Below are 22,258 nucleotides of genomic sequence, written 5' to 3'. Positions count from 1 at the left end.
GCGGTGTCCGGCACGCACTCCCGCCGCACCGGGCGAAAGCCCGAGTACGTCCGGTACGCGGGCTTCCGCCCGGCACGCCGGGAGCACGCACCGGACACCGCGAGGCCGCCCTCCGGGCGACGACGGGACTTTGACGACAGGCCCTGGGTCATCGGCCGCCGGCCACCCGCAACACGGCGCCGGTGGTGTACGAGGCGTCCTCGGACAGCAGCCAGGCGACGGCTCCGGCTATCTCCTCGGGCCGACCGGCCCGGCCCAGCGGGATCCCGGCGGCGGCGCGGGCGGGCCGGTCGGGGTCGCCCATGGCCGCGTGCATGTCGGTCTCGATGATGCCCGGCGATACCCCGTTCACCCGGATCCGGTCCGGACCGAGCTCTTTGGACAGGCCGATGGTCAGCGTGTCGACGGCGGCCTTGGTGGCCGCGTAGTGGACGTAGTCGCCGGGGCTGCCGAGGGTCGCGGCGGCCGAGGACACGTTCACGATCGCCCCGCCCTCGCCGGCCGCCATGTCCCGGGCGGCCCGGCGGCAGCAGAGCAGGTACCCGAGGAGGTTCACCTCCACCACGCGCCGGAGGTCGTCCGTCCGGGCGTCCACGAGACGGCCCAGCGGGCCGGTCACACCGGCGTTGTTCACCAGGCCGGTGACCGAGCCCAGTTCCGCGCCCGCGATGTCGAAGAGCCGTTCCACGGCGCATTCCTCGGACACATCTCCGCGCACCGTCACGCAGCGCGCCCCCACCGCCCGTACGCGCTCGGCCGTGGCTTCCGCCGCGGCCTCGTCCCGGGCGTATCCCAGCACCAGATCGTGGCCTTCACCCGCGAGCCGAAGGCAGGTCGCCGCGCCGATGCCGCGGCTGCCCCCGGTGATGATCGTGACGGGCCGACGTGCCATACGAACCTCCTGTGCGAGCCGCGTGGAACCACCCCCCGGGCGCGGCGCAGGCTAACACCCGGATATCCGCTGGACCAGCGGAAATGCCGGCGTGGAGAGTGGGGTCGCAGCGGGGGAGGGGCGGGGTCCCGCCGGCGCGCCGGCTCGATTCGTGCTCATCCGGGCCTACTTCACCCGCACCACGACCATGCCCTTTTCCCCGCGCCCGACCACACCGGACCGGACCGAACCGGAACCGGAACCGAGGAGCCGTCCCATGTCCACTCTGCGCGTCACCGTCGAAGAGCTGACCGTCCACGACCACCCGAACGCCGATGCGCTGGAACTGGCCCAAGTGGGCCTCTACCGAGCCGTCGTTGCCAAGGACTCCTACCGCACCGGCGATTTCGCCCTCTACATCCCGGAGCAGGCCGTACTGCCCGCCGGGTTGATCGAGGAGCTGGGGCTGACGGGCCGGCTCGCCGGCGGTTCCGCCGACCGGGTCAAGGCGGTCCGGCTGCGCGGAGAACTGTCGCAGGGGTTGGTGTGCCGTCCCCGGGCGCTCGACGGGGTGGACCTCGCGTCCGCCGCCGAGGAGGGCACCGACTTCGCCGAGCTGCTGGGCATCGTCAAGTGGTCGCCACCCGTTCCCACGACGATGGACGGTGACGTCGAATCGGCACCCGAACTGCTGCCCTGGGTGGACATCGAGAACCTTCAGCGCTATCCGCAGATCTTCGAGCCGGGCGAGACCGTGGTCCTGACCGAGAAGCTCCACGGCACGGCCTGCCTCATGACGTACGTGGTCGAGACCGAGCGGGTCATCGTGTCCTCCAAGGGCTTCGGTTCCAAGGGGCTGGCGCTCAAGGAGGACGAGCGGAACCTGTACTGGCGTGCCGTACGCGGTCACGGAGTGCCGGAGGTCGCGGCGCGGCTGGCCCGGCGGCTCGGCGCCACCCGGATCGGCGTCTTCGCGGAGGTCTACGGCACCGGCGTGCAGGACCTCCCGTACGGGGCCAGGGGGAACGCCGCCGATGCGCCGCCCGGATACGCCGTCTTCGACGTGTCGGCGGAGATCGACGGGCAGGTCCGTTGGCTGGACCCCGGCCAGGTCCTGGAGGAGGGCGAACTGCCGCTGGTGCCGCGGCTCTTCGAGGGACCCTACGCCCTGGAGACCGTGCTGGAACTGGCCTCCGGCCGGGAGACGGTCTCGGGCGGTGACCTGCACCTGCGGGAGGGCGTCGTCATCCGCCCGGTCCCGGAGCGCTACAGCCCGGTGGTCGGTGGCCGCGCCATCGCGAAGGCGATCAGCCCGGCCTACCTGACCCGCAAGGGCGGCACCGAGTTCGAGTGACGGCCGGGCCGGATCGCGGTGCGGCCGGGTCGCTCCGACCGCCCCCGGCCGGCCCGGAGCGACCCGGCCGCGAGCCCGCGCGATCCGCCGGCGGGGTCGGCGGGCCGCGACCGTTCGGACGGGACCGCTCGGATCCGCGGGGGCGTGCCGAGTTCCGTCAGGTCACCGAGGCCGACGCCCGGTGCCCGGCGTTCCCCTCTCCGAGCAGGAAGGTGCGGGCCCCGCGGACGCGGGTGCGCAGACGGGCCCGGGTCGCGCGGCTGTCGAGGCGTACGTCGAGGGCGCCCGGCAGGGAGGTGTCCGTCCGTCGACCGAAGGGCAGCCGCGCGCCGTCGAGGCCGTCCCTCCGGGCGATCAGCAGACCCAGTTCGTGACGGCTCAGGGCGTCCGGCCCGGCGATGTGGAACGTGCCGGCCAGTTCGGACAGTGCGATCTCCCACAAGGCCGCGGCCAGGTCCTCCACGTGAACCGGGCAGCGGACGTCGTCGGTGAAGAGGACCCCGTCGCGGGTGCCGGCGATCAAGGCGTGGACGGTGCGTTCGTGGCCCGACCGGCCGTGTCCGACGATCAGCGACGTGCGGACGACCGCGGCCCCCGGCAGCAGGATCCGGACCGCCGTTTCGGCGGCTGCCTTCGCCGCGCCGTAGGGGGTCAGCGGCGAAGGGGCGCACGTCTCGTCGTAGTGGACGCGCGCGCCGGAGAACACCGCGTCGCTGGAGACGTGCACCAGACGGCACCCCGCCGCGGCGGCGGCGAGCGCCACCCGGAGGGCGCCGTCCGCGGTGATCGCCCAATCGGCCTGGCCGCTGGACGCGTTGACCACGACGGTGGGGGCCACCTCGGTGATGACCGAGGCGACCCGCACCGGGTCGCGCACGTCCAGGTGATGCCACGCGACCCCTGCCGTCGTGCCCGGTCGGGACGCGAACGTCGCGGCCGTCCCGTGCCCGGCCGCGAGGGATTGGCGGACGAGTTCGGTGCCCAGGAATCCGCTGCCGCCGATGATCAGAACCGTCATACGCCGACACGGTAGCGAACGAGGCACCCCTCCGTGGGCCGGACAGCTGCCCGGCCCGCCGTCAAGGAGCCGCGGCCAACTCCCTGCAGTCGCAAGTGGTTTCCGGGCGCGGAACCCCCGTAGCGGTCGGTTCCGGCCAACCTCGGGGTCGGGGCGGCCCGGCAGCCCGGCGGCTCCCGAACACGATCAGCGGCGGCGCCAAGGGGGGCGTCGTGGCGAGGTCGGCCAGATCCCGCTGCTCCGGCCGGCGCCCTGCGCTGTACTCACTCCTCCAGTTCCCGCGACCGCGCAGCCGCCCCTCCACACCATCGTGGACCCGGGCTTCCCCGGCATGCGTGCGGTCACCGGAACAGGGCTCCACTGCAAGCCAGTTGAAGGAGATCGGGCATGTCCGAGCAGCAGGCCGCGAAAGAGAAGTCCGCCGTACCACCCCAGTCGGGTCCCCCCACCCCCGTGCTCCCCGCACCGCCGGCACCCGTCGCCCCCGCACCGCCGGAGTTCACGTACACCTGGGGCCGGCACAACGACACCATGGAGGCCCTGTCGCTCGGGCGGATGGCCCGCCGCGTGCCGTCCGCCCTCCGGCAGACCGCGCGGCTCGCACTCGCCGTCAACCGCACCGCGTTCCACGTCCTGGTCGCCGCCCAGATCCTCGGCGGGATCTGCACGGCGGCGGCCCTCGCCGCGATCTCCCGGGCGATGATCCCGCTGCTGGCAGGCGACGGCGTCCACGAACGGATCTCGGCCGCGGCCTGGCCGCTGGTCATCGCCGCCGCGATGACCGCGCTCGGGGCCCTGGCCTCCATCACGGCGAGCAGTGCCGCCCGCCGCCTCAACCCGGGCATGGCCACCCTCGCCGACCTCGCCATGGTCGACGCCCACATGGACGTCGAACTCGCCGCCTACGACGCCCCCGACTTCACCGAACGCTCCGAGGCCGCCGAGACCGGATCCGCCCGCTCCGCCATGCTGCTCCAGGACGCGCTCGGCTTCACCGGTGGGCTGATCGACATGTTCGCCGTCGCGTCCGTCCTCGCCGTCGTCCACCCCGTCCTGCTGCCCCTGCTCCTGCTGTCGGTGGTGCCCCGCGGCCTCGGCTCCGTCCACGCCGCACGCCTCGACTACAGCCTCCACAACCAGACCATCGCCTCGCGCAACATCAAGCACATGATGCGCTGGCACCTGACCACCCCGAAGCTCGCCGACGAGCTGCGCGGCAACGGCATGCGGCCGTACGCCCACCACTGGTACGAGGCCGTCTGCGAACGCATCGACTCCCGGATGGTCAGCTCCGCGCCCCGCTACCTCACCGTGTACCTGGTCGCCGCCGCCGCGTCGGGGATCTTCGTCGTCGCGACGTACGGGGCCCTCGCCGGGCTCGTCGTCGGCGGATACATGGCCATCGCCGCCGCCGGCACCGCGATCGTCGCCATGCGGACCTCCACCGCGGCCCTCTCCCAGCTCGTCGTCCACGGCGCGGCCATGTTCCAACACGCCCTCTACCTCGGGGACTACACCGCCTTCGTGGAGGAGGCGGCCGAGAAGTCCGGTCCGCGCGGCCCGCAGGTGATGGAGAACGCCCCGCAGGAGATCCGGCTCGAAGGGGCCACCTACACCTACCCGGGCAAGGACGCGCCCGCACTCGGTCCGATCACCCTCACGCTGTCGCGGGGCGAGGTCGTCGCCGTCATCGGGGAGAACGGCGCCGGGAAGTCCACCCTGATCAGGCTGCTGACCTCGCTGACGGCCCCGACGTCCGGCAACGTCTCCTGGGACGGCGTCCCGACGTCCGACGCCGACCAGCGCACCGCCTGGCAGCACGTCGGCCTCGTGACCCAGTCGTACGGGCACTGGCCCTTCTCCGCCCGGGAGAACATCACCCTCGGACGGCCCGACCCGCGCGGTGAGGAAGCCGTGTGGGACGCCCTGGACGCCGTCGGCATGCGCGCCAACGTCGAGGAGTTCCCCGACGGCCTGGACACGCTCCTGGCCCGCTCGTTCTGGGGCGGCCACGAGCCCTCCGGCGGCCAGTGGCAGCGCCTCGCCTGCGGCCGGGCGTTCCACCGCAGGCCCGGCCTGCTGGTCATGGACGAGCCGACCTCGGCCATGGACCCGCGCGGCGAGCACATGGTCTTCTCCGGCCTGCGCGACATGAAGGACGACCGGATCACCGTGATCGTCACGCACCGGATGGAGAACTGCCGACTCGCCGACCGGATCATCGTCCTGGACGCCGGCCGGATCGCGGAACAGGGCACCTACGAGGAACTCGTACGCCTGGACGGCTCCTTCGCGGAACTCGTCCGGCTCTCCCAGGACCGGTAGCCCGACCGGCCCCGGCCCGGGGCGGTGCGAGGACCCGGGTCCTCACACCGCCCCGGTGGCCCGTCGCGCTCCGCGCGCCGCCTCCGCTACGGGAGGACCGAGTCCACGTACCCGCCGTCCACGCGCAGCGCGCCCCCCGTCGTGGCCGACGCGTAAGGGGAGGCCAGATAGACCACCATGTGCGCGATCTCCTCCGGTTCGATCAGCCGCTGGATCAACGATTGCGGCCGGTGCAGTCGCATGAACTCGCGCTGCGCCTCGTCCCAGGGGAGGTTCCGGTCGACCAGCTCGTACACGAAGTCCTCGACGCCCCCGGTGTGCGTGGGACCGGCGATGACGGAGTTCACGGTCACCCCCGTACCGGCGGCCTCCTTGGCGAACCCGCGCGCCACGGCGAGCAGGGCCGTCTTGGACATCCCGTAGTGGATCATCTCGGCCGGGATGACCACGGCCGAGTCGCTGGCGATGTTCTGCACGCGCCCCCAGCCGCGCTCGATCATGCCGGGCAGGTAGTGGCGGATCATGCGGACGGCCGTGAGGACGTTCACGTCGAAGTAGCGCCGCCACTCGTCGTCGGGGATCTCCAGTGCGGCCCGCGCGCCGAAGATCCCGAGGTTGTTGACGAGGACGTCGGCGTCCGGGACGGCGTCGAAGACGGCGCGGGCCCCTTCCTCCGTCGAGATGTCGCCCGGGGCGGCGACGAACTCGCCGCCCCCGGCGGAGAGTCGTGCCACCGCCTCGTCCACGGACTTCCGGCTGCGACCGTTGACGGCCACCCGGGCACCCGCGCCCGCCAGCCCCGACGCGATGGCCGCGCCGATTCCCTGAGTGGATCCGGTGACCAGCGCGGTCCTGCCGGAGAGGTCGATGAGCACGCCTGTACCTGCCTTGCCTGCGGTTGCCTGCGGTTGCCTGTCGGGGGGTGCGGTTCCGTCGCCGCCGTCCCCTTCCGACTTCCCCGCGCTGCCGGATTCATCACCTCTGTGCGGATCCGTCGTCCTGCCGATGGGCCGGCCGGCCCATCAGTCGCCCGGGCGCAGCCCGGCCAGCAGGACGTCCAGGGCAAGATCCGTGGCCTCGGACAGCGGGGTGTCGTCGAGGAGCGAGGCCACGGCGAGCGTCGCGAGGCCGTGCACGGTCGAGAACGCGACCTGGGCGAGGCGTTCGGGGTCACCCGCGCGGACGGCGCCCGACCGCTGTCCCTCCTCCAGCAACCGGGCGACGATCAGCAGGCTCTCCCGGCCGAGCTCGCGGAGTTCCTCGCTGGAGCCGTCGGCGTGCTTGACGGTGAACATCAGGTCCAGCAGCGCCGTGTGCGCGACGGCGAAGTCCACGTAGGCACGGCCCAGTTCCGTCATGCGTGCCCCGATCGGGCGGGGGTCCGCGGAGTCGGCCGCCGCGCGCATCCGGGTGTTGAGGGTGGTGAAGCCGCTGACGGCGAGGGCGTCCATGAGGGCCTGCCGGTCGCGGAAGTGCCGGGAGGGCGCCGCGTGGCTCACGCCCAGGTCGCGGGCCAGACCGCGCAGACTGAGGCCCTCCGCCCCGGTCTCGGCGAGGACGACCTCCGCCCGCGTCAGCAGGGCGGCCCTGAGATTGCCGTGGTGGTACGACCCGTCGGCGGCCAAGACGGTTTCCCCTCTCTCGATCCTGCAATGTTGTCATTGACTACAATGATGTCGATGCCTACATTGATTATGGCGCAACCCTTCCACGGACCGGAACTGGAGCAACCGACATGTCGATGACGTACAGGGGTACGGTGACCCTCGTCACCGGGGCGAGCGCGGGACTCGGTGTCGAGTTCGCCCGCCAATGGGCCGAGCGCGGCGCCGACCTGGTGCTGGTGGCCCGCCGCCTGGACCGGCTCGAAGAACTCGCCCGGGACCTGGAGAAGCGGTACGGCATCCGGGCCACGGCCCTGGCCGCCGACCTGTCCCTCCCCGGCGCGGGCGCGGCCCTGCACGCGGAGCTCGAAGCCCGCGGCATCCGGGTGCAGACGCTGATCAACAACGCCGGCTTCGGCAGCCACGGGGCCTTCCTGGACCAGGACCCGGAGCAGGTCGACCGGATGATCCAGCTGAACGTCGCCGCGGTGGCGGGCCTGACCCGGGCCTTCCTGCCCGACCTGGTGGCCGACGGCCGGGGTGCGCTGATCACCCTCGCCAGTACCGCCGCCTACCAGCCCACCCCGGCGATGGCGGTCTACGGAGCGACCAAGGCGTTCGTGCTCAGCTTCACCGAGGCCATCGCGTACGAGACCCGGCGGTCCCGGTTGCGGGTTCTCGCCGTGTCCCCGGGGCCGACGAGCACCGAGTTCTTCGACGTGGTCGGCAGCCGGGACGCCGTGGTCGGCAAGGTCGCCACGGCCGAGCAGGTCGTCACCACCGCCCGCCGCGCCCTGGAGCGGGGTTCGACCCCGCCGAGCGTCGTAGCGGGCCTCGGCAACCGACTGTCCGCCCTGGCTTCCGGGCTCGCCCCGCGCCGCCTCGCCCTGGCCGTGGCGGGCCGGGCCCTGAAGGCCTGAGCCGAGCGCCGCAGGCGTGAGCCCTGCGGTGGAATGCGTGAGGCGGCCTCGAAGCGCGAGTCGGACGTTGCAGCTCCGGGTCCGGCCTCGCAGGCGGGATCCGGGGGCCGCCGGGGACGCTCCGGCGCCCCGACCCGGAGGGCATGGGGGACCATGGGAGGGTGCCGGAAGAACCTGCCGGCCCCGACGATCCGGCGGCCGGACGACCCCTGGAAACGGCTCTGCAGGCCGTGGTCCGCGCCACGGGCGCGTCCACCGGCATGCTCTACCTCGCCGAGCCCGCCGGACGAGTTCTCCACCTGGCCCTGACCTGCGGAGTCGCCCGGGACCTCGCGGCGCCCTGGTCGCGGGTCTGGCTCGACGACCGGATCCCCGTCGCCGACGCCGCCCGCGACGGCCGCCTCGTCTGGCTCGGGGGACGCGAGGAGACGGCCCGTCGCTACCCCCGGCTCGCCCTGGTCCTTCCCTACGCCTTCGCCCTCGCGGCGGCCCCGATCGCAACGACCCCGACGCCGGCCCCGTCGGGCGAGGTTCCGACCCCCACGACCGCCACCTCCACGGCCCCCACCGCGCCGCCCCCCGCCGGCCCCCCGACCCCTTCCCGGCCCGGGGGCGCGATCGCGGCGGCCGGTCTCGTACTGCTGTGGCCCGGCTCGCACGCGCCCCGGCTCGCGCCCGCCGAACGGGATGCGATCGACGCCGGATGCCGGCGCCTCGCCCAGGTCCTGCGGGAGGCGGAGGAGACCGGGCGTCCGATCACCGCGGCCGCCCAGCCCGTGATCATGAAGCCGCCGCCCCCGCCGACACCCGGTCCCGTGGAGGCGGCGGCCGGACTGGCCTTCGTACGCCGCCTCCCCGGCGGCAGCTGCGCCCTCGACCTCAACGGGAGGATCACCTTCCTCACCACCGAGGCCGCCGAACTGCTCGGCGCCCCGGCGGCCGACCTCATCGGGGCCCTCCCCTGGGAGGCGCTGCCCTGGATGGACACCCCGGTGATCGAGGACCACTACCGGGCCGCCGCCATCAGCCGGATGTCCCGCACCTTCGTCGCCGTACGACCGCCCGACCGGAACCTGCGCTTCGAGCTGCACCCGGACGGCTCGGGCATCAGCGTCCGGATCACCGCCGCGGACGCGGAAACGAGCGATGCCCGGGACACCGACCCCGACGAGGGGCCGCAGCTGCCGAGCCGCGCCACGGCCCTCTACCAACTCATGCACCTGGCGGCGACCCTCACCGAGGCGGCGCACGCCCAGGACGTCGTCGACCAAGCCGCGGACCAGCTCGTTCCCGCCCTCGGCGCGCAGGCGATGGCGCTGCTCGTCGTCGACGAACAACGGTTGCGCATCGTGGGTTTCCGCGGCTACACCGCCGAACTGATGGCCCGCTTCGACGGCGAACCCATGGCCTCCGGCACGGCGACCACGCGGGTCCTTCGGACCGGCAGCGCCCTCTTCTACGCCACTCCCGACGAACTGCTGGCCGCTTACCCCACCGCGGTCATCCAGGACGGCATGTCGGCCTGGGCCTTCCTCCCGCTGATCGCCTCGGGTCGCCCGGTGGGATCCCTGGTCCTCGCCTACCGGCACCCGCACCCGTTCGTCCCCGGCGAGCGAGCCGTCCTCACCGCGCTCGCCGGGCTGATCGCCCAGGCACTGGACCGGGCGCGGCTGTACGACTCCACGCACCGGCTCGCGCGCAGCCTGCAGACCAGCCTGCTGCCGCACGTCCTGCCCCGCGTCCCCGGCCTGGACGTGGCCGCCCGCTACCTGCCCGCCGCCCACGGCCTCGATGTCGGCGGCGACTTCTACGACCTGATCCGCATCGACGGCACCACCGTGGCCGCCACCATCGGCGACGTCCAAGGACACAACGTGAACGCCGCCGCGCTGATGGGGCAGGTCCGCACCGCCGTCCACGCGACCGCCGGGGCCCCGCCCGGGGAGGTCCTCGCCCGAACCAACCGGCTCCTCACCGACCTGGATCCGGGACTCTTCACGAGCTGCCTGTACGTCCAGATCGACCTCGCCCGCCACACGGCGTGCCTGGCCACCGCGGGCCACCCGCCGCCCCTGCTCCAGCACCCCACCGGGCCCGCCCGGACCCTGGACCTGCGCCCGGGGATCCTCCTCGGCATCGATCCCGACGCCGTCTACGAAAGCACCGAGATCCCGTTCCCGCCCGGCATGCTCCTCGCGCTCTACACGGACGGACTCGTCGAAACGCCGGGGCGCGATCTCGACAGCTGCATCCGCGAAGCCGCGGCCCACCTGTCCCAGGGGCAGCCGGTCGGCGCCCTCGCCGACGCCCTCGTCGCCCACGCCCAACACGTGGCCCCCCGCGCGGACGACATCGCCCTGCTCCTGCTCCGGCGTGCGGAGACGGCGGCACGGACGCCGTAGGGAGAGGGAGGCGCGGGGGCCTCCCGGGGAGGCGTCCGCACCCGCTGCGGCGGGCAGCCGGTTCCCGGGCCCTCAGCCCCGGGAGCCGCCCGCCGAGTCCAACCACGCGCCGATGCCGGGCAGGGCTTCGGGGCCACTGTCCCGCTCCACCGAACCGACGAGATCGGCGACGGAAACCTCCCGCAGCGACGCCCGCCAGGCCTCGTCGGCGGCGGCCATCGCACGGGCGATCGGGCACGGCTTCGTGCAGTCCCGGGGCGGCGTGCCGAACGGACCCCGCTGCCGGATCTCGGTGCACACGAACGCAGGTCCCGCACCGTCGACGGCCTGCACCACGTCGAGAACGCTGATCTCGGAAGCGGCCCTGGTCAGGACGTATCCGCCGGTCTTGCCCTGGATGGATTCCACCAGGCCGGCCCGGGACAGGGCCTGCATCTGCTTGGCCAGGTAGCTGGGCGAGACGTCGTGCAGCAGGGCGAGGCGGGCGGCCGGTACCGGCTCCTTCGCCGCGGTCAGCACGACACAGCAGTGGAGCGCCCACTCCACGCCTCCGGACAGTTTCACGCGCCCTCCCGGTCGCCCCTCCGTTTGACTCGGACACAGACTATCCGAGTATCATCTCGGACATGAGTTGTCCGAGTTTGCGGCCGGCAGGGAGTCGCGCTCGGTTCACGGAAGGACACGATGATGAAGATCACGGTCATCGGCGGCACCGGACTGATCGGCTCCCAGCTCGTCACCGGCCTCCGCGCCGCCGGACACGACGTGGTGCCGTCCTCCCCGTCGACCGGCGTCGACCTGCTCACCGGCGCCGGCCTCGACGAGGCGCTCGCGGGTGCGGACACGGTGGTGAACGTGAGCAACTCCCCGACGTTCGACGAGGCCTCCCCGGCCTTCTTCCGCACCACGATGGGGAACCTGCTGGCGGCAGGGGAGCGCGCGGGCGTCCGGCACCAGGTGATCCTCTCCATCGTGGGGGTCGACCGGGTGCCGCAGCTGGACTACTACCGCGCGAAGACCCTCCAGGAGGAGCTGCTGAAGGGCGGCCCCACCCCCTGCTCGATCGTGCGGGCGACCCAGTTCTTCGAGTTCGTGGACGCCGTCATGTCCTGGACCGCCGACGACCGGACCGTACGGTTGCCCGCCACCCCGGTCCAGCCCATCGCGACGGCCGACGTGGTCGCGGCCCTCGCCGACGTCGCCACCGCCGCACCGCTGAACGACACGCTCGACGTCGCGGGTCCGGACGTCTTCCCGCTCGACGAACTCGGCCGCCTCACGCTCGCTCTCCGACACGACGACCGCACGGTCGTCACCGACGAGCGGGCCGGCATGTTCGCCGTCGTCGAGGGTGACGTCCTCACGGCCGGTCCCGGAGCCCGCCTCGCCCCGACCCGCTACGAGGACTGGCTGCGCTCCCGCTGAGGCCGGACGCGTCCGGCTCAGCCCCGGCCGGTGCCGCCGCGGACCTCCATGGCGGTCTGCCAGCCCGGCTGTTCGACGGGGGGTTCCGGCAGGGCCCGGCGCCCGCCCACCGCGAAGAACGCCGACAGCGGGAGCGTCGCCGCGCCCACCGTGACGGCGTCCGGTCCCAGGGAGCCGAGGTCGATGGACACCCGGGCCGCGGGGTGCCGCAGCGAGTAGCGCGTCGCGTGCTCCCGGACGGCGGGCAGGATGTGCGGGCCCAGCAGCAGGCCGGCCCAGCCGCCGATCAGGATCCGCTCCGGCCGGAACAGGTTGATCACGTCCGACAGGCCGGCGCCGAGGTACTCCGCGGTCTCCTCCAGCACCGCCAGCGCGAGCGCGTCCCCCGCGCCCGCCGCGCCGAGCAGCGCCGACAGCGCCTCCTCCTCGTCGGGCTCGACGCACCCGCCGGCCCCGACCGTCCGGCCGTCGCCGTCGCCGTACGCCGCGCCGCCCTCCGGACGAGGCGGTCCGCCGCCCCGTTCCGCCCAGCGGGCGAGGACCGACTCGGCCCCGGCGTACGCCTCCAGGCAGCCCCGCGCCCCGCACCGGCAGCGCCGGCCGCCCACCGACACCGTCAGGTGTCCCCACTCCAGGGCGGTGCCCGAACCGTCGGTGATCAGGCTCGCGCCCACTCCCGACCCGAAGAGGACCACGACGGCCTCCCGCGCGCCCCGACCCGCCCCGAACCACATCTCGGCCTGGCCGAGGGTCCGCGCACCGTTGTCGATGAGGTACGGGACCTCCTCCGGGACCGCCTTCGTCGCGCGCAGCAGCGCCTCCAGCGGCACGGCGTCCCAACCGATGGTCTGCCCGTGCACCACCGTCCCGCCGGGAGCCTCGTGGTCGACGATCCCGGGGACGCCGACGCCGACACCCAGCAGCCGCTCGGTGCCGACCCCCGCATCGGCGAGGACGGTGGCGATGCCCGTCCGTACGTGGTCGACGATCGGGCCGACGTCGTAGCAGCCGCGCGGCAGCAACGGCAGCTCCGCCCGGGCCAGTTCGGTGAGGGCGAGGTCGAACAGTTCGACCCGCACCCGGGTCTCGCCGACGTCCACGCCGATCATGTGTGCGCTGCCGGGGGCCACCCGCAGCAGGGTGCGCGGCCGGCCGCCGTCGGAATCGACGATCCCGGCCTCCTCCAGCAGCCCGTCGGCGACGAGCTCGCCGACGACGTTGCTGACCGATCCGGAACTCAGTCCGGTCGCGGGCCCCAGTTCCTGCCGGCTCATCGGCCCGCCGAAGTACAACCGTCGCAGTACGGCGCTGCGGTTGCCTCGCCGCAGGTCCCGCACCGTACGTCCGCCACGCCCCGTGGTCATCTGGCCCCTTCCGCCGTGACTTCGTTCGCAACATACTCCTGCGCGACCCCTTGGCGCGACCCTGTCCCGAGGCTTAACTCATGTCCTGAATTAACGGGGCGGTCCCAGTCCGTCCGCTGCCACCGGGGCAGCGCCCTGCACCTGCCGGCCGCCACGCGCGGCCGACTGTGCCGGCGGGGGAGCCCCCCTGGCCCGGCACCCGCACGCCGGCCATTGCCGCAGCCCGCTCGGCCGCCCTGCCTCGATCCGCGTCGATCCGCGTCGCCCGAGGCGCCGTGCCGCGCCGCGGGCGGCACCCCGCCCCGCCTGCCGGGGCGGGGTGCCGCCTTTCGTGGTGGGATGAGGAAGGCACGCGGAAGGGATGCTTCCACCAGGTCACGGAGAGGCGAGGCGCATGTCCGAGGACACCCAGGCCACCATGCGGGCGATGACGTACGAGACGTACGGCGGGACGGAGGTGCTCTCCGAGACCCGGTTGCCCGTCCCCAAGGTCGGCCCCGGCGAGGTCCTCGTGCGGGTCCGGTGCGCGTCCGTCAACCCGGTCGACTGGAAGATCATGTCGGGCGGCCTCGACGGCCTGATGGACGTCGTGTACCCGGTGGTCCCCGGCTGGGACGTGGCCGGCACCGTCGAACGCGTCGGCATCGACACCCCCGAGTTCGCGGCGGGCGACGAGGTCATGGCCTACGCCCGCAAGGACTGGGTGCACGGCGGCACCTTCGCCGAGTTCGTCACCGTGCCCGTACGGGCCCTGGCGCCGAAGCCCGCGTCACTGTCCTGGCAGCAGGCCGCCGGCCTGCCGCTGGCCGGGCTCACCGCCTTCCAACTGCTGACCCGTCTGCGCACCCGGGAGGGCGACACCGTCCTCATCCACGGGGCGGCCGGCGGCGTCGGATCCCTCGGTGTGCAGATCGCCCGCGCCCTCGGCGCCCGCGTCATCGGCACCGCCTCCCCCCGCAACCACGACCGGTTGCGGGAGCTGGGCTGTGAGCCGGTCGCGTACGGGGACGGCCTCGCGGACCGGGTCCGCGGTCTCGCCCCCGACGGGGTCGACGTCGTCGCCGACTTCGTCGGCGGGGTGCTCGACGTCACCCGCGCCGTCCTCGCCGACGACGGCCGGCACGCCTCCATCGCCGACCAGACGGTCCTCGGCGCGGGCGGCCAGTGGATGTGGGTTCGGCCCGTCGGCTCCGACCTCGCCGCCCTGGGCCGCCTCGCCGACGAGGGGCGACTCACGGTCACCGTCGCCCGGACCTTCCCGCTCTCCGAGCTGGCCGCCGCCTTCACCCTCAACCAGGACGGCCACACCGCCGGGAAGATCGTCATCGACGTCTGAAATCCCCGCGTCCCCTCGCCCGCCTTTCCCCGGACGCGCGACCGCGCACCGCCCGGCAGGGTGCGGGCGGCGCGCGGTGTGGCGGGGGCGGCCGCCGGGCCGCCCCCGCGCCTGCCGGGCTCGGGGGACGGGGCGGAGGTCAGGGGCGGTGCGGGTGGATCAGGGGAAGGACACCACCGTCGACGGGACGGTCGAGGTGCCGGATGTGGGGGCGCCGATGCCGTTGATGACGTGCTCGTACTGGCCGTTGCCGCCGAGCGAGACCACCAGCAGGTCGTGGAACCGGACCCCTGGCTTCACCGGCGCCTGGAAACCGTGCTCCTGACGGATCGTCTGATCCACGTTGTAGTAGCAGTAGCTGCCCAGTCCCCACCCTTCGTGGGTGTTCACCGAGTCGGCCACCTTGTAGGCCGCGTAGCCCTTGATCGCGCCGTTCTGGATGGCGGCCTGGTTGGGCGCGTCGTACGCCTTCTCGTTCTGGAAGAAGATCGTGCGGCCGCGCTCGCCGTTCCACTCCACGTCGTACTTGTTGAAGTGCTCGACGAAGAGCCCGGTGGCCAGGACGTCGTCACCGTTGACGCGGAACCCGTAGTCGGAGCGGTTGGTCTCCCAGCCCACCCCGTCCCCATGGTCGGCCCGCCAGATCCAGGTGTGGTCGACGATGGTGTCGTGGCTGTTGACCGCCATGCCCAGGGTGGCCCTGCCGGCACCGGCGCCGCCGACCCGGATGAAGACGTCCTGCACGGTGGTCGGGTTCGCGGCGTGGTCGGTGGCGGAGCCCGCCGGTCCGACCTCCAGCAGGGTCGGCGAGTTGACCGGACCCGCGTCGATGAGGAAGCCCGCGAGCCGCACCCCGTCCACGTCGGCGACCTTCATCGCGGTCACCCCGTTGTCCGGGATGATCGTGGCCAGGCCGAGGCCGAGGACCACCGTGTCCGGACGGTTCACCTGGATCGTCCGGTCGACGTGGTGGACGCCGGGCGTGAACAGCAGGTGCAGGCCCTGGGCCAGTGCCTGGTTGATCGTCGCGGCGCTCGCACCCGGCTTGACCACGTAGAACCGGTTCAGCGGGATCGAGGTGCCCTGCGGAGCTCCGTTGCCCCACGAGGTGCCGCGGGCGTTGGTCCGCTTCGCGGGGGCGAAGACCTTGTACTCGCTGCCGTCCAGGTACAGGAACGGCTTCTCGCGGGAGACGGGCGTGGTGTCGAGGGTGGTGTAGGGCGGGTTCGGGTACGACTGCGCCGGCGCGCCCTGGGTCCCCGAGAACACCTGGTTCCACACCGCGTTGGACCAGCCGCCGATGGAACTGTCCCGGGTGTACCACTGCTGCTGGGAGTAGTTGCCGACCTGACCGTCGATCTTCGAGTCGGCGATGTAGCCGCCGGAGGCCCAACCGTAGCCGTTGGGGGCCAGGTTGAGGCCGCCCCTCACATGCATCCGGCGGAACGGCGCCGCCTGCGAGACCGCCCAGCGGTTGGTGCCGTTCACCGGGTTCAGCGCGAGGTTCTCGGCCGACCGCCAGAAGTTCTGGGTGGCGTTGCCGCCGAACCAGCCCGCGTCGACGGTGACGTCCCCGTTGATGGTGGTGTCGTCGGGGCTCAGGCCGAGACCGGAGATCGAGGTGTAGAAGCCGATCTGCGCGTTGAGGCCGTTGTAGGTACCGGGCTTGAAGAGGAACTGGTAGCGCCCGGAGCCGAACTGGGCGGACTCCTGCTGGGCGAAGACCTGGTCCAGCCTGGCCTGGATGTTCGGCGTCGACGGGTCGAAGACGATCACGTTGGGTCCGAGGTCGCCGCCGCCGGGGATGACGGGCCCGGTGCCGTCGGTTCCGTAGACCTGGAACTCCCAGAGCGAGTAGCCGTAGCCGGTGGTGCGCTCGGTGCCGTGCACGCGCACGTACCGGGCCGTGCCGGTGATCTGGTGGGTGGTGGTCCCGCCGATGCCGGCGGTGGTCGAGTATGCGGTGGACCAGGAGCTGCCGTCGGTGGACAGCTCGATCCGGTAGGCCTTGGCGGCGGCGGTCTCCCAACGCAGCACCACGTGGTCGAGTTGGGCGGGCGAGCCGAGGTCGACCTGTATCCACTGGGGGTCGGCGAACCGGCTGGACCAGCGGGTTCCGTTGTCGCCGTCCACGGCCGCGGCGGCCGGGGTCCCGGCGTTCTCGATCGAGGAGGCGGTGGTGGTCTTGCCCTGGGAGAGGAGCGTGGGCGCCGCGGTGGCGGCGGTGCCGGGGAGCAGCACGAGCAGGGCGGCGACCAGGGCGGCGGCGAGGGTCGCGACCATCGGGCGGGGTGGATGATCGGAGAGGCGCGGCATGGGGGCACTCCTGACGTCTTGGATCCGGGGGGATCGAAGCGTGAGTGAACTGCCCGTCACGGAGGCCGTCAAGGGGTGCAGCGTTCATGAATCGAAGGCCGGATGATGTGTCAAGTGCTCATCAGGCCTGTGAACTTGGAGTTTCTTCAATCCTTGTGAAAAGTGTTGACGAAAAATCGTCACAAGGCTCTACTGGGGCTCCTGAACGCTCCGTTCCGCCGCGCCCGCCGAGGCGGGACGGAGCTTCGGGCCGGCCCTGCCCGCGGTGCGCCGGACTTCGGGAAGTGTCCGTACGAAGGAGGCGGATGGCGTCGTGCGTTCGTTACTCGTCGCCACCCGCCGGTCCTCGTCAGACCAGGTCCGGCACCTCGCCGCAAGCGGCCCGGTCGACCTCGACACCGGGCAGCCCGGCGCACCAGGCCCCGGCGAGCTCCGCCAGCCGGGCCCCGTCGGGCGGAGCGGCCCCCAGGCCGACCGCGTAGCGGGCCAGGGTCCCGGTCAGCTCGAAGGGGCGGGGCCAGGCGTGCGCGTCGCCCACCCCGGCCTCCTCCAGTGCGCCGAGCAGGGCCCGCAGCCGGCCCCTGGCGCGGCCCAGGTTGTCCTCGAACTCCCGCGGCCCGTCACCCCGTACGGTCACCACGGCCCACGCCGCGTGCCGACGGTGCATCGGCGGTGCGGACAGCAGCCGCCCGAAGCCGCCCGGATCCGCGTCGAGGACCTCCCACGCCCGGTACAGCTCCCGCACGAGCAGATCCCGCAGACCGGCACCCACCTGGGCCGTGCAGCTGCGCACCGGTTCGGACGGGGTCAACACGGTGACCGGCGCGGGTTCCTGCCCACGCCGGCCGGTGGGCAGCAGTTCCACGGGCTCGTTCCAGTCCCAGGCGGCCCACGTCCCGAAGAACTCCCGCAGCAACGCCGCCGGCTCCAGGTCCGATGCCGTACGGACGGTCCTGGCCGCCAGCACCGCCCAGGCCAGCCCCGGCAGACCCCCGAAGGGGGCCGAGTCCAGACCGCGGGCCCGCGCCCAGGACTTCACCTCCAACGCCAGCCGGGAGAAGGCCGCCCGCTCGGCGCCCACGGACTCCCGTACGGCGTCCGCGTCGCTCAGCGCGCTGAGCGCCATCGCGGCGGCCCCGCCGAGCTCCGCCCGCCGTTCGACGGCCGCGGCGGGGTCCGTCCCGCCGGTGGCGACCACCACCAGATCCACGTCACGCTCCCCGAGGCGCATCCGCAGTCCCGGCACCCGCGCACCCGTGACCTCCCGGACCCTCTCGGCTTCCGGAAACACGGCCGTCACCCGCTCCCGCAGCCCGCCGGCGCCCGGGTCGCCCGGCACCGCGGCCACCAGATCCAGATCGGCCCACGCGGGGGCGCACGCCATCCGTCGCGATCCGGCCACCCGTACCACCGCACCGTCCCCGAGGGCGGCCGTGACCCGCTCCACGACCGCCGCGACGGAGTACTGCCGTTCGTCCTGCGGGGGCCGCCTGGGCAACGGCGGCGCGGCCCGCTCGGCCGACGCCGCGTTCCACCCGGCCGATGCCGCGTGCCGGCGGGGCGGCGCCACGTCCTGTCCCGGCAACGGCTTCGACGCCCCACCCCGCTCGGGCCATGCCCCGCCCCGCCCCTTCGGCGCTCCCTCCCGGCCCGCCGGAGCCCCGTCCCGGGGATCCGTCGGGCACGCGGCCGGCGGCGACGGCTCGCTCGGCGGGCACACCTCGCCCGTCCCGAGTTCCACGGTCGCCCGGACCTCCATCGGCCCGTCGCCGCGCCGCGACAGCACCGCGAGACGCCCGACCGTCGCACTGCTCCCACCGGCCAACCGGGCCCCGAACTCCCGCTCCGCGCGCCGCGGATCACGGCTGTGGCCCAAGGTCAGGTGCGGGGTGTACCCGGCGCGCCGATCCCGCCCCGCACACCCCGGGAACCGTTCCACCAGCGCCCGCCGCAACTCCTGCCACGGACCCTCGCCCGCCGCCGCCGGGTCCAGCCACAGCGTGGCCCCCTCCCGTTGCCCGAAGGAGTGCACGCCCTCCAGCCGCGCGGTGAACGGCTCCGTCGCCGCAGCCACCTCCGCCAGCAGCGGTAGCGCCTCGTCGAAGGAGGACTCCGGCACGAAGCCGAAGAGCAGGTTCACGTGCGCCGGCCAACGCCCGTACGCCGGGTCGTGTCGCTGCCGCACCTCCGCCACCGCCGGGTCCGCGGGAGGCAGCCAGGCGACCGCCGTCCGCGCGGTCGCCGCCACGTCGAGCCGCGCCGGCCCCGTGCCCGTGGTGGCGTACTCCAGGGTGGCCTCCACCCCGTAGTGGTCCGAGATGAACAGTCCCTCCGGTGCGGGGGCGTCACCGCGCAGGCCCGCCACCCGCACCCGCGCGGTCGACGAGCGGAGCAGGATCCGGTCCAGCCGTCCCGGCCGGCCCGTCAGGGAACCCACCGCGGCCAGGGGATTGGTCACCGGATCGAACGTCGGGGTGTCGTCGTCCGGGCCGTGCGCCTCGGTCCACGCGTCCCGCAGCCCCAGCGCGGCCGCCGGGCCCCGCGTCCCGGACCGGCCGTCGTTGAAGTCCCCGAGCAGCGCCAGGTCCGCGTCGAGGCCGGCCGTTCCCTCGGAGATCCGCGCCAGCTCCTCCTCCCGCCGTGCCGCACCGTTCTCGGTGTGGTCGCTGGTCAGGTGGGTCGCGGCGACGACGAGCGGGCCCGCCGCGGTGTCCACGGTGACGGCGGCGACCCCCTTGTGCCTGCGCAGCATGTGCAGCGCGGCTTCCCGGACCGGAAGCCGGCTCAGCAGGAGCAGCCCGCAACCGGACACGTCCCCGCCGTACGGATCGGTGCCGAGGACGTACCCGTCCCGGACCCAGGGCGCCGCCAGCACCAGCTTCAGCAGGGCGGGTTCGACCTCCTGGAGCGCGATCACGTCGGCGTCGGCCGCCGCCAGGTCGGCCAGCAGCAGGGGCCTGCGCAGCGCGGTCGAGATGAGCGGGGCGTCGTAGCGGTCCCACAGGGTGTTCCAGGTCAACAGCCGTACCCGCTCCGGGGCCACGGCTCCGGGACCCGCGGTGGCGGGACGTGCCGGGCCGGTACCCGCCGCACCGGGACCGCCCGGTACCGGCCGCCAGGCACCGCCGTCCGCCGGGTCCCACGCGTGCGGGGTCCGGACGTCGAAGAAGGGGGCGTCCAGCAGCCGCCGTTCGCGGACCCGCCCGGCAGGGGTCGTGTCGATCAGGTCCACGCCGGTCGCCCGGTCCCACACCAGCACGCCGTCGGCCTCCACGAACAGGACCCGGTGCCACGGAATGTCGCCCCCCGGCACGAACGACGGCAACGGCACCCGTTCGGGAGCGGCCCCGCGCTGGAGCAGCCCGAGCGTGAACCGCGCGGGATCGAACCGGGGGTCCCAGCGGACCTGGTGGTAGAGCTGTTCACTGGTCCGCATCAGACGTACTCTCCCGTGCCGTTGCCCGCCCTGCCGCCGCCGATGGTGCCGCCGCCCCGGCTGCCCGGGCCGGCGCCCGTGGCGCCACTCCCGCCGGGCGACCCACCCGGCGCGGGCGCCGGACCCAGCCCGCCCGCCGTGTCCTCGACGGAGCCGCCCTCGCCGACGTACCAGGTCCGATGCGCCTGCCCCGGGTACGGCGGACCGAACCGGCGCAACTGCCCGACGAGCACGGCCTCCGGTACGGGATGGGCCCGTACGCGGTTGCGCCGCAGCAGTTCCGCCTCCCCGACGAGCACCACCGCGTGCGTGACCAGCGCGTCCCGGCGCCGCGCCACGCCGCCGGCCAGGCCGCGCTGCTGCTCGGTCAGCGAGGTGGCGTCCCACACCACCGTCCCGCCGGCGGCCAGGGCCCGGTCCAGCCGGTCCAGGCCCTCGCGCAACACCTCCGGATTGGCCCGCTGGTCCGCGCGCGCCCCCCGGGCGGCGCGCAGGTCGTCGAGGCTCACGTACGCGTCCACCCCCGGCAGGGTCCGCGCGAACGTGCTCTTGCCGCTGCCCGAAGGCCCGCACAACTGCACCAGTCGCGGCCGGGACGCCGCGTCCCGCCAGCGCCAGGTCGCCGCGACCGCCTCCTGCGCGGTGGAGATCCCGCCCCGCCCGAAGGCCTCGCGGGCCTCCGCCCAGCACCGGTCCGCCGCGTCCCCGTCCAGGCCGGCCAGCGCCCGGCGCAGACCGTCCCGGAGCTCGCCCAGCGGGTCCGCGCCGAGCAGACCGGCCTCCTCGGCACACAACGCGGACCACTCCGCGCACTCCCGTGCGGCGGCCCCCTCCGCGCCCCCGGGCACCGAGAGCGCCAGGGCGTGCAGCACCCCGAGGTCGACGGCTGCCGCCATGCGCACCAACCCGGCCCGCCGGCGCTCGTCCGGGAACGGCCGCCGCACCGCCGGGTACAGCCCCACCAGGTCGGCGACCCGGCGCGCGACGGCCATGCCGAGCGGCCCGGCGGCCAGCCGCGCCGCGAGGGTCCCGCGCGGTTCCCGGTGCAGGGCGGCTGCCAGGATCCCGGCCAGCCGGGCCTCCCCGGTCCGGCCCGCCCCGTCGAGCCGGGCAGCCACCTCGGCGGCGGCCTCCCGGGCCCCGGGCGCCGGCTCCGGATCCATTCCCAGCGCGGTCAACAGCCCCGGCACGTCCGGCTCGGACCCCGAGGCCGCCGACCAGAGCGGAGCCGCCGGGCCGAGCCCGTTCGGCACCACGGGCGCGTACATCCAGTGGGTGTCGGTGCTCACATGTCCGCCGCGGACCCACTTGGCCACGTACCGCCCGAAGTCCTCGCGAGCGAAGCCCGCGACCGTGCGGACGACGTAGCCCTCCTGGCGGGTGGTGTCGATCCGGAGCCTGCGCAGGGCGCGCTCGTCGTAGACGCCGCGCCACAGGACGCGCGGCGAGGGGACGCCGAGGCGGCGCAGGAAACGTACGGTCCGGTCCCAGTCCAGGCAGTGGTCCCCGTCCCACACCGAGAAGCCGTAGAACCAGCTGTCGAGGTCTTCGTAGGCCAGCGAGTGCCGGGCGTACACGTTCTCGCCGCACACCCGCCGCCCCGGCGGTATCCCCGCGCCGATCCGGCTCTGGAGGCCCTTGACCCAGGCCCGCGACGGATGGTGCGCCGAGTCGAGGGAGCGGGCGTGCAGGCCGTCCGGGTACAGGGTGGTGTTCTCGCCGTCGAGCTTCTCGGTGACCACCACCTCGCGCCCGTCGAGTGCCGAGGGCCCTGAGACCCGTACGTCGTCCGAGGTCGCACCGGGGGACCAGGGCAGGTGTGCCGTACGGGGGTAGTGGGTGCGCATGATCGGCTCCTGCTCGACGACTTCCTGCCCGGTCACTCTA

The 22,258-nt window shown here is 73.9% G+C and carries 15 protein-coding genes; 6 read left to right on the top strand and 9 right to left on the bottom strand.

What is annotated here, in order from left to right; genetic code table 11:
• Window positions 1-148: 148 nt before the first annotated feature.
• On the bottom strand, window positions 149-892 hold the full coding sequence (locus ACZ58N_RS01730) for an SDR family NAD(P)-dependent oxidoreductase (protein ID WP_471154310.1): 744 nt from the start codon (window positions 890-892) through the stop codon (window positions 149-151).
• A 256-nt stretch (window positions 893-1,148) separates the two neighbouring features.
• Here ACZ58N_RS01730 and ACZ58N_RS01725 point away from each other — a divergent pair, with 256 nt between their 5' ends.
• Window positions 1,149-2,225: an RNA ligase (ATP) gene (locus ACZ58N_RS01725; RefSeq protein ID WP_471154308.1), complete on the top strand. Its 1,077-nt coding sequence runs from the start codon at window positions 1,149-1,151 to the stop codon at window positions 2,223-2,225.
• Between the two features lie 157 nt (window positions 2,226-2,382).
• Here the strand turns inward: ACZ58N_RS01725 and ACZ58N_RS01720 are convergent, their stop codons facing one another.
• Window positions 2,383-3,243 carry an SDR family oxidoreductase gene (locus ACZ58N_RS01720; RefSeq protein ID WP_471154306.1) on the bottom strand — a complete coding sequence of 287 codons (861 nt, stop codon included), beginning with the start codon at window positions 3,241-3,243 and terminating at the stop codon, window positions 2,383-2,385.
• Between the two features lie 387 nt (window positions 3,244-3,630).
• On the opposite strand from ACZ58N_RS01720, the gene ACZ58N_RS01715 reads away from it, so the two are divergent.
• On the top strand, window positions 3,631-5,568 hold the full coding sequence (locus ACZ58N_RS01715; RefSeq protein WP_471154303.1) for an ATP-binding cassette domain-containing protein: 1,938 nt from the start codon (window positions 3,631-3,633) through the stop codon (window positions 5,566-5,568).
• Between the two features lie 86 nt (window positions 5,569-5,654).
• On the opposite strand, the gene ACZ58N_RS01710 is transcribed toward ACZ58N_RS01715, so the two are convergent.
• Window positions 5,655-6,443, bottom strand: coding sequence for an SDR family NAD(P)-dependent oxidoreductase (locus ACZ58N_RS01710; protein WP_471154300.1), 789 nt, complete (start codon window positions 6,441-6,443; stop codon window positions 5,655-5,657).
• A gap of 147 nt (window positions 6,444-6,590) precedes the next feature.
• On the bottom strand, window positions 6,591-7,193 hold the full coding sequence (locus ACZ58N_RS01705) for a TetR/AcrR family transcriptional regulator (RefSeq protein ID WP_471154297.1): 603 nt from the start codon (window positions 7,191-7,193) through the stop codon (window positions 6,591-6,593).
• Window positions 7,194-7,303: 110 nt separating this feature from the next.
• Between ACZ58N_RS01705 and ACZ58N_RS01700 the strand changes: the two genes are divergently transcribed.
• Together ACZ58N_RS01700 and ACZ58N_RS01695 are read left to right on the top strand one after the other, a co-directional pair.
• Window positions 7,304-8,092, top strand: a complete 789-nt coding sequence (locus ACZ58N_RS01700; protein WP_471154295.1) for an SDR family NAD(P)-dependent oxidoreductase — start codon at window positions 7,304-7,306, stop codon at window positions 8,090-8,092.
• Window positions 8,093-8,253: 161 nt separating this feature from the next.
• Window positions 8,254-10,494, top strand: coding sequence for a SpoIIE family protein phosphatase (locus tag ACZ58N_RS01695; protein ID WP_471154292.1), 2,241 nt, complete (start codon window positions 8,254-8,256; stop codon window positions 10,492-10,494).
• A gap of 72 nt (window positions 10,495-10,566) precedes the next feature.
• On the opposite strand, the gene ACZ58N_RS01690 is transcribed toward ACZ58N_RS01695, so the two are convergent.
• Window positions 10,567-11,058: an RrF2 family transcriptional regulator gene (locus ACZ58N_RS01690; RefSeq protein ID WP_471154290.1), complete on the bottom strand. Its 492-nt coding sequence runs from the start codon at window positions 11,056-11,058 to the stop codon at window positions 10,567-10,569.
• A 123-nt stretch (window positions 11,059-11,181) separates the two neighbouring features.
• Between ACZ58N_RS01690 and ACZ58N_RS01685 the strand changes: the two genes are divergently transcribed.
• Window positions 11,182-11,919, top strand: a complete 738-nt coding sequence (locus ACZ58N_RS01685) for an SDR family oxidoreductase (RefSeq protein ID WP_471155193.1) — start codon at window positions 11,182-11,184, stop codon at window positions 11,917-11,919.
• A gap of 17 nt (window positions 11,920-11,936) precedes the next feature.
• Here the strand turns inward: ACZ58N_RS01685 and ACZ58N_RS01680 are convergent, their stop codons facing one another.
• The gene (locus ACZ58N_RS01680) at window positions 11,937-13,283 is read right to left on the bottom strand and encodes an ROK family transcriptional regulator (protein ID WP_471154288.1); all 1,347 of its coding nucleotides are present in this window, start codon (window positions 13,281-13,283) and stop codon (window positions 11,937-11,939) included.
• Window positions 13,284-13,701: 418 nt separating this feature from the next.
• Between ACZ58N_RS01680 and ACZ58N_RS01675 the strand changes: the two genes are divergently transcribed.
• Entirely contained in the window at window positions 13,702-14,619 is a 918-nt protein-coding gene (locus ACZ58N_RS01675; RefSeq protein ID WP_471155191.1) for an NADP-dependent oxidoreductase, read from the top strand.
• A 159-nt stretch (window positions 14,620-14,778) separates the two neighbouring features.
• Here the strand turns inward: ACZ58N_RS01675 and ACZ58N_RS01670 are convergent, their stop codons facing one another.
• From ACZ58N_RS01670 to ACZ58N_RS01660, 3 genes are all read right to left on the bottom strand, one after another.
• Window positions 14,779-16,935 carry a discoidin domain-containing protein gene (locus tag ACZ58N_RS01670; protein ID WP_471154286.1) on the bottom strand — a complete coding sequence of 719 codons (2,157 nt, stop codon included), beginning with the start codon at window positions 16,933-16,935 and terminating at the stop codon, window positions 14,779-14,781.
• 349 nt (window positions 16,936-17,284) lie between these two features.
• Window positions 17,285-20,371, bottom strand: a complete 3,087-nt coding sequence (locus tag ACZ58N_RS01665; RefSeq protein WP_471154284.1) for a poly(A) polymerase — start codon at window positions 20,369-20,371, stop codon at window positions 17,285-17,287.
• Window positions 20,371-22,218, bottom strand: coding sequence for an RNA ligase family protein (locus ACZ58N_RS01660; RefSeq protein WP_471155189.1), 1,848 nt, complete (start codon window positions 22,216-22,218; stop codon window positions 20,371-20,373). Before ACZ58N_RS01660 ends, ACZ58N_RS01665 begins: the two co-directional genes overlap by 1 nt.
• Window positions 22,219-22,258 lie beyond the last annotated feature (40 nt).

Source organism: Streptomyces sp. NPDC040432, from assembly GCF_055595445.1.
Note: the sequence above shows the minus strand (reverse complement) of the source record. Positions and strands in the feature narration are given on the sequence as shown.